Origin of the sequence: Psychrobacter sp. H7-1, from assembly GCF_904846585.1 — a bacterium.
Lineage (GTDB): Bacteria > Pseudomonadota > Gammaproteobacteria > Pseudomonadales > Moraxellaceae > Psychrobacter > Psychrobacter raelei.
This window is the reverse complement of sequence record NZ_CAJHBH010000004.1, coordinates 76,781-89,132: the sequence shown is the minus strand read 5'-3', so window position 1 is coordinate 89,132 and position 12,352 is coordinate 76,781. Positions and strand designations below refer to the sequence as shown.

The 12,352-nt window shown below is 46.9% G+C and carries 12 protein-coding genes; 2 read left to right on the top strand and 10 right to left on the bottom strand.

Translation table 11 applies throughout. The features are described from left to right. Positions 1 to 30: 30 nt before the first annotated feature. From JMX92_RS02645 to ilvA, 4 genes are all read right to left on the bottom strand, one after another. Entirely contained in the window at positions 31 to 531 is a 501-nt protein-coding gene (locus tag JMX92_RS02645; RefSeq protein ID WP_011960050.1) for a low molecular weight protein-tyrosine-phosphatase, read from the bottom strand. A gap of 185 nt (positions 532 to 716) precedes the next feature. Further along, positions 717 to 1,145 carry an RNA-binding S4 domain-containing protein gene (locus JMX92_RS02640; RefSeq protein WP_110816321.1) on the bottom strand — a complete coding sequence of 143 codons (429 nt, stop codon included), beginning with the start codon at positions 1,143 to 1,145 and terminating at the stop codon, positions 717 to 719. Positions 1,146 to 1,195: 50 nt separating this feature from the next. Then, complete coding sequence (locus tag JMX92_RS02635; RefSeq protein WP_201543758.1) at positions 1,196 to 1,621, bottom strand: energy transducer TonB; 426 nt, start codon at positions 1,619 to 1,621, stop codon at positions 1,196 to 1,198. A 3-nt stretch (positions 1,622 to 1,624) separates the two neighbouring features. Continuing rightward, entirely contained in the window at positions 1,625 to 3,178 is a 1,554-nt protein-coding gene (gene ilvA / locus JMX92_RS02630; RefSeq protein ID WP_201543757.1) for a threonine ammonia-lyase, biosynthetic, read from the bottom strand. Positions 3,179 to 3,522: 344 nt separating this feature from the next. Here ilvA and rpiA point away from each other — a divergent pair, with 344 nt between their 5' ends. Together rpiA and JMX92_RS02620 are read left to right on the top strand one after the other, a co-directional pair. Further along, positions 3,523 to 4,182 carry a ribose-5-phosphate isomerase RpiA gene (gene rpiA, locus JMX92_RS02625; RefSeq protein WP_201543756.1) on the top strand — a complete coding sequence of 220 codons (660 nt, stop codon included), beginning with the start codon at positions 3,523 to 3,525 and terminating at the stop codon, positions 4,180 to 4,182. Positions 4,183 to 4,288: 106 nt separating this feature from the next. Beyond that, positions 4,289 to 5,119, top strand: coding sequence for an alpha/beta fold hydrolase (locus tag JMX92_RS02620; RefSeq protein ID WP_201543754.1), 831 nt, complete (start codon positions 4,289 to 4,291; stop codon positions 5,117 to 5,119). 49 nt (positions 5,120 to 5,168) lie between these two features. On the opposite strand, the gene argF is transcribed toward JMX92_RS02620, so the two are convergent. The 6 genes from argF to JMX92_RS02590 form a co-directional block, all read right to left on the bottom strand. Beyond that, positions 5,169 to 6,089, bottom strand: coding sequence for an ornithine carbamoyltransferase (argF, locus tag JMX92_RS02615; RefSeq protein WP_011960056.1), 921 nt, complete (start codon positions 6,087 to 6,089; stop codon positions 5,169 to 5,171). Between the two features lie 223 nt (positions 6,090 to 6,312). Next, entirely contained in the window at positions 6,313 to 7,437 is a 1,125-nt protein-coding gene (gene alr / locus JMX92_RS02610; RefSeq protein WP_201543752.1) for an alanine racemase, read from the bottom strand. 139 nt (positions 7,438 to 7,576) lie between these two features. After that, positions 7,577 to 9,220, bottom strand: a complete 1,644-nt coding sequence (locus JMX92_RS02605; RefSeq protein ID WP_201543750.1) for an ABC1 kinase family protein — start codon at positions 9,218 to 9,220, stop codon at positions 7,577 to 7,579. 261 nt (positions 9,221 to 9,481) lie between these two features. Next, positions 9,482 to 10,204 carry an SCP2 domain-containing protein gene (locus JMX92_RS02600; RefSeq protein WP_201543748.1) on the bottom strand — a complete coding sequence of 241 codons (723 nt, stop codon included), beginning with the start codon at positions 10,202 to 10,204 and terminating at the stop codon, positions 9,482 to 9,484. Between the two features lie 73 nt (positions 10,205 to 10,277). After that, positions 10,278 to 11,399 carry a bifunctional demethylmenaquinone methyltransferase/2-methoxy-6-polyprenyl-1,4-benzoquinol methylase UbiE gene (gene ubiE, locus JMX92_RS02595; protein ID WP_011960060.1) on the bottom strand — a complete coding sequence of 374 codons (1,122 nt, stop codon included), beginning with the start codon at positions 11,397 to 11,399 and terminating at the stop codon, positions 10,278 to 10,280. A 245-nt stretch (positions 11,400 to 11,644) separates the two neighbouring features. Continuing rightward, positions 11,645 to 12,322, bottom strand: a complete 678-nt coding sequence (locus tag JMX92_RS02590; protein WP_011960061.1) for an FFLEELY motif protein — start codon at positions 12,320 to 12,322, stop codon at positions 11,645 to 11,647. Positions 12,323 to 12,352: the final 30 nt, after the last annotated feature.

Sequence of the window (12,352 nt, the reverse complement as noted above, 5' to 3'; positions counted from 1 at the left end):
AAATAAGGCGGATATTTACAAAACAACGGCTTACATCTGCCATGAGACAATCCAAGCGTCTACCGAAGATTCTAGGCGTTTAATGACCTCTTCAAAGCCCTCTTTACCGCCATAATAAGGATCTGGGACATCTTGCTTAAGGTAGCTGATGTCCACCTCACTCATCAAGGCCAGCTCGGCCAGTTTTGTTGTAGGGGTGCTTTGGGACACTTGATCTTTAATGGCTTGTAAGTCTTTTAGGTTTTGCGCATCCATTGCTAAGATTAAATCAAAGTCGATAAAATCTTGTGGGCTAACTTGACGCGCCACCAGCTTGCTGATGTTGTAGCCGTGCTGCTTAGCATGCAGCTGCGCTCTGGGGTCAGGGTGCTTGCCAATGTGCCAGTCGCCCGTACCTGCAGAGTCGATTTTCATCGTAAGCCCAGCAATGGCGGTACGCTGTCTCATGATACCCTCAGCCGTAGGCGAGCGGCAAATGTTCCCAAGACATACTAGCAATACAGACTTTGGCATAGCATCTGACATCGGCATAATAAAACCTTTAAATTTTTATAAATAAGTAGGTGCCGTGGCTTTGGGCTTACAAATAAGCGCTGCCGGCAATAGGGCGCTATTCTAACAACCTTGACCAAGAAACGATAGGGGCAGAAGCTTAACTGCAAAAAGTGAATAGGTGGTGATGACAAAGAAGCCAACTTGCCCTGCGGGGCGTTAGATTAGTCACCTTGATGTTTAAAGCGTTGTAAGTCTCGGCGCTGCTTTTTATTGGGCTTCGTGTCTGGGCGGGCAAGATTGGCAAGCTTACGCTGCTCGGCATAATATTCGCGGCGCTTAATACTCTCCTCGGTCTCCTCGTAAAGCGCTTGAGCTGCCGTGGCATTACCGCGCTGCACGGATAAGGCTGTCACCACGACGGTCTTTTCGGTCATGGCCGTGGCTGAGCCTTGGCGCAGGGTTAACTCATCACCGATGCTAATCTCTTTGCTGGTCTTAACACGGCTGCCTGCAAAATGCACCTTACCGCCCTCAATGGCCTGTTTAGCAAGACTGCGCGTACGATAAAAACGCGCCGCCCACAGCCATTTATCTAAGCGCACTTTTTGTAAGTCAGTCGTATGCGTATGAGGTTTTTTAGAGGTCGACATAACAAAGAGTATTCCTATAGTAATGACAGTTAACTTACGCTTAAGCCAAATCAGAGCCGCTCATCTGCGCTAGCATCTTCAGGCGTTGTTTCTGGGATAATAAATTGCACCGGCACATAAGCCACACCATTTACCGGTGTGCCATGAATCATAAATGGGTGCAGTTTTGCTTTTTTAAATGCGTCAAGGGCATAATTATCCAGCCTTCGGTCACCACTGCTTTGTGAGAGCTGGGTGTGTGTGATATCACCCTCTGTATCTACCAAAAGTTTGATCACGAGCGTATAGGAGCCGGCTATAGAGCGACTCAAAACCGCCCGTGGCACTTGTAAGTTTGGGCGAGATTTCCATGAGGCATGGCTCATAGAAAAATCATATATTTTGCCATCTGTTAAATCGATAAGCTCTGCTTGGGCCGGCACGAAGCCGGCAGCTAAGGCGATAACAAGACAGGCTTTTGCGGCAGTATTTTGCATGATTTACTTCAAAAACAGCTGGTAGCTGATGTTGTCAGATACTGGCGAGCACTCATAACCAATTTCTTGTAGTGTATCTTGTACGGCTCGTGAGCTGGTGGCCGTTGCCTGAATACCCACTAAGACTCGGCCATCTGCAGCGCCGTGATTGCGGTAGTGGAATAGGGTAATATTAAAGTCAGTGCCAAGCTTTTCTAAGAAGTTAAGCAAGGCGCCTGGACGTTCAGGAAAACTGACTTTAAACAATTGCTCATCTGCTAGGCCAGCATGGCCGCCGATTAAATAACGAATGTGAGATTTGGCAATATCATCATCGGTTAAGTCGTGTGCGTTATAGCCTGCCTCTTGCAAAGAGTTGGCGATGGTATGGCGCTCTTTATCCCCTTCTTTTAGAGCAATACCAACGAAAATCGAAGCCGGCTCTAACGAGTCAGGAGCAGCTATATTGCGTACGCGGTAATTGAATTCGGTGATGTTGCGGCCCTTTAAGTCTCGGCAAAATTCTAAGAATGCACCGGTGCGCTCAGGGATGGTTACCGCAAAGACCGCTTCTTTTTTCTCGCCAATTTCGGTGCGCTCAGCGATATAACGCAAGCGATCAAAGTTCATATTGGCGCCTGAAATAATGGCAACGCAATTTTTGCCGGTCAATTTATGGGTGCTTAAATACTTTTTCATACCCGCCAGCGCCAGTGCACCTGAGGGCTCAACAATACTACGGCTTTCTTCAAACACATCTTTGACCGCAGCGCAGACCTCATCATTACTACAGGTGACCACCTCCTGCTCGATAAGCTTGCCAGAATTATCGTTTTTTTGTAGGCTGACCACCTCAAAGGGTAAGGTGCCAATCTGTGCGACGGCGGTGCCATCGACGAATAAGCTGACTTGGGATAATTTGACCGGTTTATTGGCCGCAATCGCAGCTTTTAAACTCGCAGCGCCCTCAGGCTCGACCGCAATGATTTTCACCTGGGGTGCCACATCACCTAAGAAGGCTGCAATACCAGCCAACAGGCCACCACCGCCCACAGGCACGAACACATACTCGACATCGCGCCACTGCTGATTAAGCTCAAGCGCGACGGTACCTTGACCGGCAATCACCAACTCATCATCGTAAGGCGGGATATAAGTGAGCCCCTCTTTGATGGAGCGCTCGATGGCGTATTGGTTAGACACATCGAAGCTGTCACCATATAAGTCAACTTTACCCCCTAAGGCTTTGACGGCTTGCACCTTGATATCGGGCGTGGTGGTGGGCATGACGATGGTATTGGTAAGGCCTAATTTGGCAGCTGAGAAGGCCACACCTTGCGCATGGTTGCCGGCTGAGGCACAAATTACGCCACGCGCTTTTTGTGCCTCAGTCAGCTGACTAATTCGGTTGTAAGCCCCCCGCAGCTTAAAAGAAAAAACAGGTTGTAAGTCTTCACGTTTTAAACGAATGTCATTGTTAAAACGAGCAGATAGCTTTGGCGCATAGTCTAAAGGTGTCTGAATAGCGGCATCATATACGGTAGCCTGAAGAACATTACGAACCCATTTTGAAAGCATAGATAATCCTAAAGGTTGAGTTGGGGGTTAATTGTGTTGTGCATTGCTTATTTGTTATAAGCTTATAGCTCACACAAGCTTTGACAATGGATTGCCTAGTGTAGATAGACAAAGGCAATAACGTTAAGTAATCATTAAGCCTATGCTGTTTTTTTTAATCGTGCAAGTTTTAGCAGCGAAATTATTGATGATAATAGGTTATTTGACTGATAACTTTTATTATCCTACGAAAAAAATCAACTTTGAGGGTAAAAGTGGCGAAAATACGGGGCAGATTTGATATTATGGCAGCTGATTATTTTCGACATAATATCTTCTTTACTTCATAAACAAAAAGGGCAGTTATGAGTCAGCAACTTAAGCTTAAACAAGAGGTCGCAAAAGCGGCATTGGCTTATATCGATGATGGTATGATTTTGGGTGTGGGCACAGGCAGTACGGTCAACTGCTTAATTGAGCTTTTGCCTCAGGTCAACCTAAAAGGCGCTGTGGCAAGCTCACAGGTGACCCAAGATAAGCTTGAAGCGCTTGGCATTGAAGTTATGGACTTAAACTACGTGGGCGAGCTTGACCTGTATATCGATGGCGCAGATGAGGTCAATCCAAACCTGCAACTGATCAAAGGCGGTGGCGGCGCTTTAACTCGCGAAAAAATTGTAGCCGCCGCTTCAAAACAATTCATTTGTTTAGTGGATGAAAGCAAATGGGTGACACAGTTAGGGCGAGAGTTTCCGGTACCGATTGAGGTGTTGCCCCAAGCGCGCTCTTATGTGGCACGCCAATTGGTTAAAATGGGCGGTGAGCCTGTGTACCGTGAAGATTTCATTACCGATTACGGCAATGTAATTTTGGATACTTATAATCTAGACATCACGAGTGCCAGTGAGTTTGAAGCGCGTTTGAACAATATTGTGGGCGTGGTATGTAACGGTATCTTTGCGGCCAATCAAGCTGATAAGCTGCTAATTGCCAAATCAACAGGTGTTGAGACGTTACAGCACTAATATAAATTGGCTACAGACAGCCAGGCTATTTGTGGTTAAATATAAGGGTGAAGTCAGCATACTGGCTTTACCCTGTTTTTTTTGCTCGCACAAGGAAGTCGTTACCATGCCTTACATTACCCTTAACAACGCCCATATCTATTACGAAGACAGTGCCCCCAATGAAAGCCGCTTTGAGCCGCAGTATCGCAAGCCGGTGATGCTTTTTGCTCATGGTCTGCTGTGGGGCACACCGTTATTTGATAAACAAGTGGCTTATTTTCAATCAAAGTACCGCTGTATTGCTTTTGATCTTCGAGGTCAAGGTCAATCCGAGGTAACCAAAGATGGCTATGATATGGATAGCCTAGCGGATGATGCCATTGCTTTGCTAGAGGCATTAGACATTGATAAGTGCCATTTTATTGGGCTATCAATGGGCGGCTTCGTTGGCCAGAGGGTGGCAATCAGACGCCCAGATTTACTCAAATCTTTGATATTACTTGAGACTTCAGCTGATGCCGAAGACCCCAAAAAGGCGGTCAGCTACAATAAGCTAATGCGCGCCATCTCTTGGCTTGGTATCAGACGAGTCAGCAAAAAGGTTATGCCCATCATGTTTGGTAAAACTTTTTTGTCAGATCGCACGCGCCGCGAAGAGTATCAGTTGTGGCTAAGTCACCTAAATAGCAACAGCAAAAAAGGGGCGATACACGCCACACGCGGGGTGATACAGCGTGAGGAGGTATTGTCAAAGCTTGGTGATATAACAACGCCCACGCTGATATTGGTTGGTGATGAAGATGTCGCCACCCCTTATGATAAGGCGCAGCGCATCCACTTTGCTATTCAAGGCTCAAAACTTGCCGTCATTCAACGAGCAGGGCATACCTCAACGGTAGAAGAGCCTGAGCAGGTCAACCACAATATTGAGTGGTTTTTAAGCCTGCTGGATTAAGGCAGTTGTCTTTACTGAACAAAACGAGCGTCAGTCATGTGACGCTGGCCTAGTTAAGCTTGATTTTATCTTTAAGCAAAAATTCCATTAAGGCTTTTTGGGCATGCAAGCGGTTTTCGGCCTCGTCCCAGACCACAGAGCGGGGGTCATCAAGCATATCATGTGAGATTTCCTCGCCGCGGTGGGCTGGTAAGCAGTGCATAAACAGCACCTCAGGGTCAGCTTTGTCTAACATAGAAGGCGTGACTTGATAAGGCGCAAAGCGGCGAGCCCGAGTATTTTGTTCGCTTTCTTGGCCCATACTGGCCCAGACATCGGTGACAATTAAATGCGCATCTTTGGCCGCATCTTGCACATCATCAACCAAGCTTACGCAGTGCTTGAACTTTTCCATCAGCTCAGGGTTGGGCTCAAAGCCATAAGGTGCAGCCACACGAAGCTCAAAGCCAAACTGATTTGCCGCAGCCATAAACGAGGAGCACATGTTATTGCCATCGCCTACCCAAGTGACAATCTTATCTTTAATACTGCCGCGGTGCTCATAAAAGGTCTGCATATCAGCCAATAGCTGGCAGGGGTGGAAGTCATCGGTTAGCGCATTGATAATAGGTACAGAGGAGTATTGGGCAAATTTTTCTACCTTTTCATGCTCAAAGGTACGAATCATAATAATATCGACCATGCTTGAGATGACCCGTGCTGAGTCTTCAATCGGCTCACCGCGGCCAAGCTGGGTATCTTTGGGGGATAAAAAGATGGCATGACCACCAAATTGTCCCATACCCGTTTCAAATGAAATGCGGGTGCGGGTAGAGGACTTTTCAAAAATCATGCCCAAGGTACGGCCCACGAAGGGCTGATATACTTCGCCTGCATGCTGCATTTTTCGAAGCTCACTTGCACGCTTAATTAAAGCTTCAAGCTCGGCGGGAGACAAATCAAGTAGAGTTAAAAAATGGCGCACGCTCATGGGACTCTCTTTAAATCGGCTATTAATGGATAAGGGGTTTCGCTAAAGATAAATCAGTAAAAGCTAAGTTAACAAATAGATTAGTAAACTCTCAGTATAGCGAACTTTTTGGGGTTGTGAAAACAGTTCAAGGCCATTTATTTCACACACCTCTCATTAAATTCGCTTTAAAAATGGCCTAAGTACAATGTTTTAGTCCGCTAGAGCACCTCGTTTCAGTCCGCTAGAGCACTTCGCGCAGTGGCCGCTGAGTAACCCGGCACAATAATTCATAACCTAAAGTATGTGCAGACTCAGCAATCTCATCGACGCTTGGCGCACCGAGCTCAGGGTCGCCCCACAGCATTACTTGGCTGCCCACTTTGGGGTTTGGGACATCGGTTAAGTCAATGGCAATCATATCCATGGCGACGCGGCCAATGACTGGGCATTTATAACTGCTATGCTCGCCTGCCAACTGAACGCTGACCCAAGCTGAGCCATCTACCACACGCGGATAGCCATCTCCGTAGCCGATACTAACAATGCCTTTTACAATGGGGCGGTTGGCCACGAAGCGGCTGCCATAACCCACAGAGGTGCCCGCTGCAATATTGTGAATGGCCATTAAACTGGCTTTAAAGCTCATCACCGGTTTTAGCTTGAGCGTCTGAGCACTAACGCCTTCAACAGGAGAGCTGCCATACAGCATAATACCGGGGCGCACCCAATCAAAATGGCATGCTTTAAAATTTAAAATACCCGCCGAATTGCATAAAGAGGCCTTAATATTGGGGTCTACTTGCTCACGTAACTGCTGCAATGCTTGGGTAAAGGTGTCAATTTGTTTGGCATTAGAGGGATGGTTTGGTGCATCGGCATTGGCAAAGTGGCTGGTCAATATCAGCTCGTAGCCTGCATCCACTAAGCTTTGGGCCACATCGCCTAATTCATCAGATTCAAAGCCTAAACGGTTCATACCGGTATTTAGCTTAAGCCAGACCGTACGGCAAGGCGAGTTTTCGGGCGGTAAATGATTCAGCGCCCACTGTACTTGGTCTTGATGATGAATGATGCTTTGGCACTGAGCCTCAATGGACTGCTGCCATTCTGTTTCGCTAAATACGCCCTCAATAAGCACCAAAATCTTGTCCCAGCCAAGCTCACGGATATGCTGAGCCTCAGTGAAGCACGCCACGCCGAGGCCATCTGCGTCTTTTAATGCCGGCAAGCAGTGTGCTATACCATGGCCATAAGCATCGGCTTTGACCATCGCCAGTACCTTGGTGGTATCAGGCACAGTATCAATGACACAGTTTAGGTTATGGGTTAAGGCTTTAGAATCAAGAATTATTGAGGCACTACGCATGATTAACACTCACAGTTTAAATAGGGCTTGCTCACCCATTAAAAAATATAAGGCGGCTGAGCCTCAGTGAACGCAAGCTCAGTAGTTTTTTATGTTTAATTTTACTTTTTTATTTTAAGGGGCCAGATGTAGATTGGGATTAGCCCAAAATACGCCACAGCATAAACACAACAGCCACGATATAAAATAGCGGCGACAACCAACCAACAACTTGAGTGGCAATGGCAACACTGATGACAAACCCTGCCAAAGCTATCCAGTCGCGGCGTCTGTCATTGAGCATATCCGCGCGGATTTGTTGTATTTCACGCAGTTGCTCATCTTGCCTAGCACCTTGAGAGGCCAAGCTTTGTAGTCCTTGGTCTAGCAGTTTGGGCACTTGGGCAGTTGACAGTAACAGCTCAGGTAATTGTTCGCGCAGCTGACGCATATTACGCACCGGATCAAGCTGCTCTTTTACCCAGCCGGTTAAAATAGGCTTGGCAAGTGACCAAATATCAAGCTCTGGGTATAAGTCGCGACCTAGACCCTCGACATGAACCAACGTCTTTAACAGCAGCATCAACTGCGGCGGGATACTCATATGATGACGACGGGCGATGTCTAAAATCTGCATCAAGACCCCAGCAAAGTCGATCTCATTAATCGGCTTTAATACCATAGGCGCTACAGTACGGCGCATATCTCGGGTGAGGGCATGTTTATCAGTATTGGGCGGTATCCAGCCAGCGCGGCTGACGATATCGACCAAGTTACTAAAATTGTTGTTCATCACCGCAAGCAGCATACGTGCCACAATCATCTGGTCATCGGGCGACAGCTCACCCATAATGGCACAATCTAGACCAATATATCGAGGATATTGACGATAAGCTTCAGGGGTATCGGCAGGTAGGGTCTCGACAAAGACGTTGCCTGGGTGCATGTCAGCGTGAAAGAAGTTATCACGAAATACTTGGGTAAAAAAGATGGTTAAGCCTTTTTCTGCCAGCGCGGCACGGTCATAGCCAAGCTTATCAAAGACTTCGGTGTGTGAGATGGGCACGCCAACGATACGCTCCATAACCATCACATTTTTTGAAGAGGCATACACTTCAGGCACATACATCATCGATGAGCCTAAGAAGTTGTTGCGCATTTTGGTGGTATTATCTGCCTCAAAGGTCAGATCCAGCTCATTGAGCATAATCTGACGATAGTCTTCGACCACATCAATAATGCGTACTGCTCGAGCCGCTTCAATACGGGCTGAGGCCCATTGAGCCAAGTCGCGCAGCAGCTCAAAGTCTGCCACGATTTGCTCACGGATATCTGGGCGTACCACCTTAACCACCACCTCGCGGCCATCATGTAAGGCGGCTGTGTGCACCTGAGCTATGGAGGCGGCGGCCAGAGGCTTGGTATCAAAGCGGGCAAATAAATCATTGATGCTATCCCCCAGACCCAGCTTAGCATCTTGGATTTGAGTGATAGCAATATTGACATCAAAGGGCTTTACTCGGTCTTGTAGCTGCACCAATTGCGCGATAATCTCGGGGGTGACCAAGTCGCGGCGGGTGGAGAGCAGTTGGCCAAGCTTTAAAAATAAGGTACCCATCTCCTCTAGGGCAAATTTCACCCCATTGGGCTGATGGCTTTTGCCCCAAGCGGCTGGGTGCGACTTAATCATACGGGCCACGGATTGTAGCTGCGGCGCATCTTCTAAAGGTAAGTGGGTATCAAGGCGATAATGTGCAGCGATGCGCCAAAGCTCAAGAAGGCGTTTGCGATGAGATAACAGCATGTAAAGCGGGCCCATTTTAAAAGGTGTGAAAAATATAGCTAAACGTTAACGCTATAAAGGCTCAAATAGTTGACCTTAATGATACCACGGGTCAGTCATTTTAAGAATGGGTTAAGCGCCATTGTGAGCACAATTGTCCGCGCAGATTTATCGACTTAATCTTATATTCAGGACAAAAAAAGCCGCCTTGAGTCAGGCGGCAGTAGTTAGATACAAACCGTGAAGATAGAAGCTGTACACAATAAGCCGATGAATAAAGGATTACTGAGTAGAGTTAGGCTCAGCCCCTGCTTTTAGGCGGGCTTGTTCCGCTTTTATCATCGCCAGGCGTGCCTCTTCACGCTGCACATCAGCACGCAGTTTAAGCAGCTGCTGCTTTAAGTCGTCTACTTCCGCCTCTACCTCAGGGTCCACTGGGGCATTACCAGCTACCTCATTCGCCCAGTCAGCGACATCATTAAAAGCATGCTTGGCGGTATGTGACACATTGCCTTTAAGAGACTTGATTAATAGACCTAACTGCATCGCCGCCGTACTACCAATAATAGGCTCAAGTTGGCCGGCAATATCAGGATTAAACCCTGAGATAAGCTGCTTTAGCTGCATTAATATGCGGTAATCCCCCTCAATAGGCAAGTTGCCACTGGCATCTCGCAATAAGTTTAACAGCTCGGCTAAGTTTTCGACCTTAATGGTGCAATCTGGTAAGCTGCGGCCAAGGGCGGTATATTCTTGCCAAGCTTGGCTGCGCTCATCTTGCACACCGCCTGCGGTCTCAAACAAACCTGCGTGCAGGTGGCTGACCGGCTCAAATCTAATGTGACTGTCATTAAAATGCACATCTATATTAAAGCTCGGTACCGCCATAGTTAAGCGCAGCACTTTACCTGACAGCGGCAACAATCCCGCCTTGGTAATTTGATCGCTTAAGATCGCAAAGTTCACCAGTTTTTCTGCAGCAGTTAAAAGCAAAACTGTTATCATAAAATACCGCCTAATAAAGAGATGTAAGTCTGTTAAGTGGGTGCAGCGCTATAGGTTTTTCTTATCAAACCTGCTATTTTTTGAAGCCGCGATGCACCGCAACAATACCTGCCGTTAGGTTGTGATAGTCACAGTTTACAAAACCTGCATTTTCCATCATACCTTTCAGCGTTTGCTGATCTGGGTGCATACGAATCGATTCTGCCAAATACTGATAGCTTTCAGAATCATTGGCCACGATTTTGCCCATAAGCGGTAAGGCAGTAAATGAATAAAGATCATAGGCTTTTGATAGTGGCTCAAAGATAGGCTTTGAGAATTCCAAAATAAGCAGGCGGCCACCTGGCTTAAGCACACGGTACATAGCGCGCAGCGCTGCATCTTTATCCGTGACGTTACGCAGACCAAAGCTGATGGTCAATAAATCAAAGCTTTCATCTTCAAAAGGTGATAAGGTTTCAGCATTAGCCAATACAAAGTCAACGTTATTACAGCCTGCGTTAATCAAACGCTCACGGCCGACATCGAGCATGGCCGCGTTAATATCAGATAAGACAACGCGGCCATTACGCCCCACCTCGCGGCTAAAGGCTTTGGCCAAATCCCCTGTACCGCCGGCGATATCTAACACTTGCTGACCGGCACGTACCCCAGATAAGCTAATGGTATAGCGCTTCCATAGACGGTGAATACCAAAAGACATTAAGTCGTTCATGATGTCATATTTTTTGGCCACAGAGGTAAAGACATCAGCCACTTTGGCTTGTTTTTCTGCTTTTTTGACTTTTTTATAGCCAAAGTGAGTCTCTTCTAGACCATCGGTGTCTGGGGTGTGCGGGTTGTTGATGTCATCTTTTGGGTTAAAGCGCGGCAAGCCTGATTGACCTGTATATTTTACAAAATCATCTTCAGCAGGCTGATTGGCAGCAGACGCTTTGGGTGTATCTTGGCTAAAAGGGCGGGTGGTTTGTTGACCTTGCGGGGTGCCGGCAGGTAACTCGCTCACATCACTAAACTGGGTGTTTAACACAGTGGTTTTTTGGCTATCCGTGGCAGCACTTGACTGCAACGACTGCTGCACTTTGGCATTGGTATCTTGGTTGTGGCTCAAGCTTTGTTTTACCAAGTCATTTTGTAGGTTGGCTGTGTTGTCTAAGATAGGGTTTGAAGGCGTGGCGTTGTCTGATTGGCTCATTATCGATCCTGATTTTAATAATAAAAATTTAATAATAAAGACATGAAGGGTTTAAAAGGATTGGCGGCTGTGGGTCGCTACATAAGGGGTCGTCTTATATCAGTGCTGACTGTACCCTTAATGATACCTGAAATTAGTGGGGGATGCTTAAGCTGATCCCCCAATTTTGCCGCTTTCTCTGGTTTTGCCAGTCAAAGCACTGTTGACTGGGGCGCTCTTTTTAAAGCGAGTAAGGCATCGCTTAATTATGCGCTGTGTACTTGGTCAATAATCTGTAGTTCACGCTCGCAAAACGGATCAATAAAGCTGCCCACACTTTTTAATGGTTTCATGGCCGCAAAGCCTGAGTCGATGAAATCATATAAAGGCTGAAGATTGCGCTTATAGGCTTGTTTTTTAGCCAGCTTAAAGGTTTTTTGCAAAATAAAAGAGTTTAAATACTTGTCACTGCGGTAACACACCTGCTTTAAATCTTCAATTTGTTGACGGCGTGCTTGCTCATCATTGACCGCCACATAAGCGGCCTGCATATTATCCTCATTCACCTCTAGGTTATTGTCAAGCAGCCACTGCGCCAGTTTCAAATCCAATTTGGTTGAGGTAATCGCAGTCTCTACACCCAAGGTACCGGTCTCTAGGGCTGCAGTAGGCGCAAGTTTCTCAAGCTTTTGCGCTTTGGGTACAATCACCTCAAGCTGACGCACGATCTGATCTAAGCTGTCGCCACCGTACAAGTGATTTAAAAAATACTCAGCCATAGGTTTGTTTTTGGGCTGTGAAAATAGCTCAGCGTGGGTGCGGCGAATACGGTCTTTTTGCCAGTTTTGCACTTGGCTAAGCTTGGTAGTTAGCTCAGGATTATTATGGTGTGGCAACTCCCAATACTGTTTTAGATGGGTATTTAGATTAGATAAAGCAGACATACGATGGCTCCTAAACACTGTTCATTAAAA

Excerpts from the sequence above, each read along its gene's own strand:
- JMX92_RS02605 (WP_201543750.1), bottom strand. The coding sequence starts at position 9,220 with ATGCTGTTATCTCATCGCAAACGCCTTCTTGAGCTTTGGCGCATCGCT.
- JMX92_RS02640 (WP_110816321.1), bottom strand. The coding sequence starts at position 1,145 with ATGTCGACCTCTAAAAAACCTCATACGCATACGACTGACTTACAAAAA.
- JMX92_RS02620 (WP_201543754.1), top strand. The coding sequence starts at position 4,289 with ATGCCTTACATTACCCTTAACAACGCCCATATCTATTACGAAGACAGT.
- argF (WP_011960056.1), bottom strand. The coding sequence starts at position 6,089 with ATGAGCGTGCGCCATTTTTTAACTCTACTTGATTTGTCTCCCGCCGAG.
- alr (WP_201543752.1), bottom strand. The coding sequence starts at position 7,437 with ATGCGTAGTGCCTCAATAATTCTTGATTCTAAAGCCTTAACCCATAAC.
- ubiE (WP_011960060.1), bottom strand. The coding sequence starts at position 11,399 with ATGAGCCAATCAGACAACGCCACGCCTTCAAACCCTATCTTAGACAAC.
- JMX92_RS02600 (WP_201543748.1), bottom strand. The coding sequence starts at position 10,204 with ATGATAACAGTTTTGCTTTTAACTGCTGCAGAAAAACTGGTGAACTTT.
- JMX92_RS02635 (WP_201543758.1), bottom strand. The coding sequence starts at position 1,621 with ATGCAAAATACTGCCGCAAAAGCCTGTCTTGTTATCGCCTTAGCTGCC.
- JMX92_RS02590 (WP_011960061.1), bottom strand. The coding sequence starts at position 12,322 with ATGTCTGCTTTATCTAATCTAAATACCCATCTAAAACAGTATTGGGAG.
- JMX92_RS02645 (WP_011960050.1), bottom strand. The coding sequence starts at position 531 with ATGCCGATGTCAGATGCTATGCCAAAGTCTGTATTGCTAGTATGTCTT.
- rpiA (WP_201543756.1), top strand. The coding sequence starts at position 3,523 with ATGAGTCAGCAACTTAAGCTTAAACAAGAGGTCGCAAAAGCGGCATTG.
- ilvA (WP_201543757.1), bottom strand. The coding sequence starts at position 3,178 with ATGCTTTCAAAATGGGTTCGTAATGTTCTTCAGGCTACCGTATATGAT.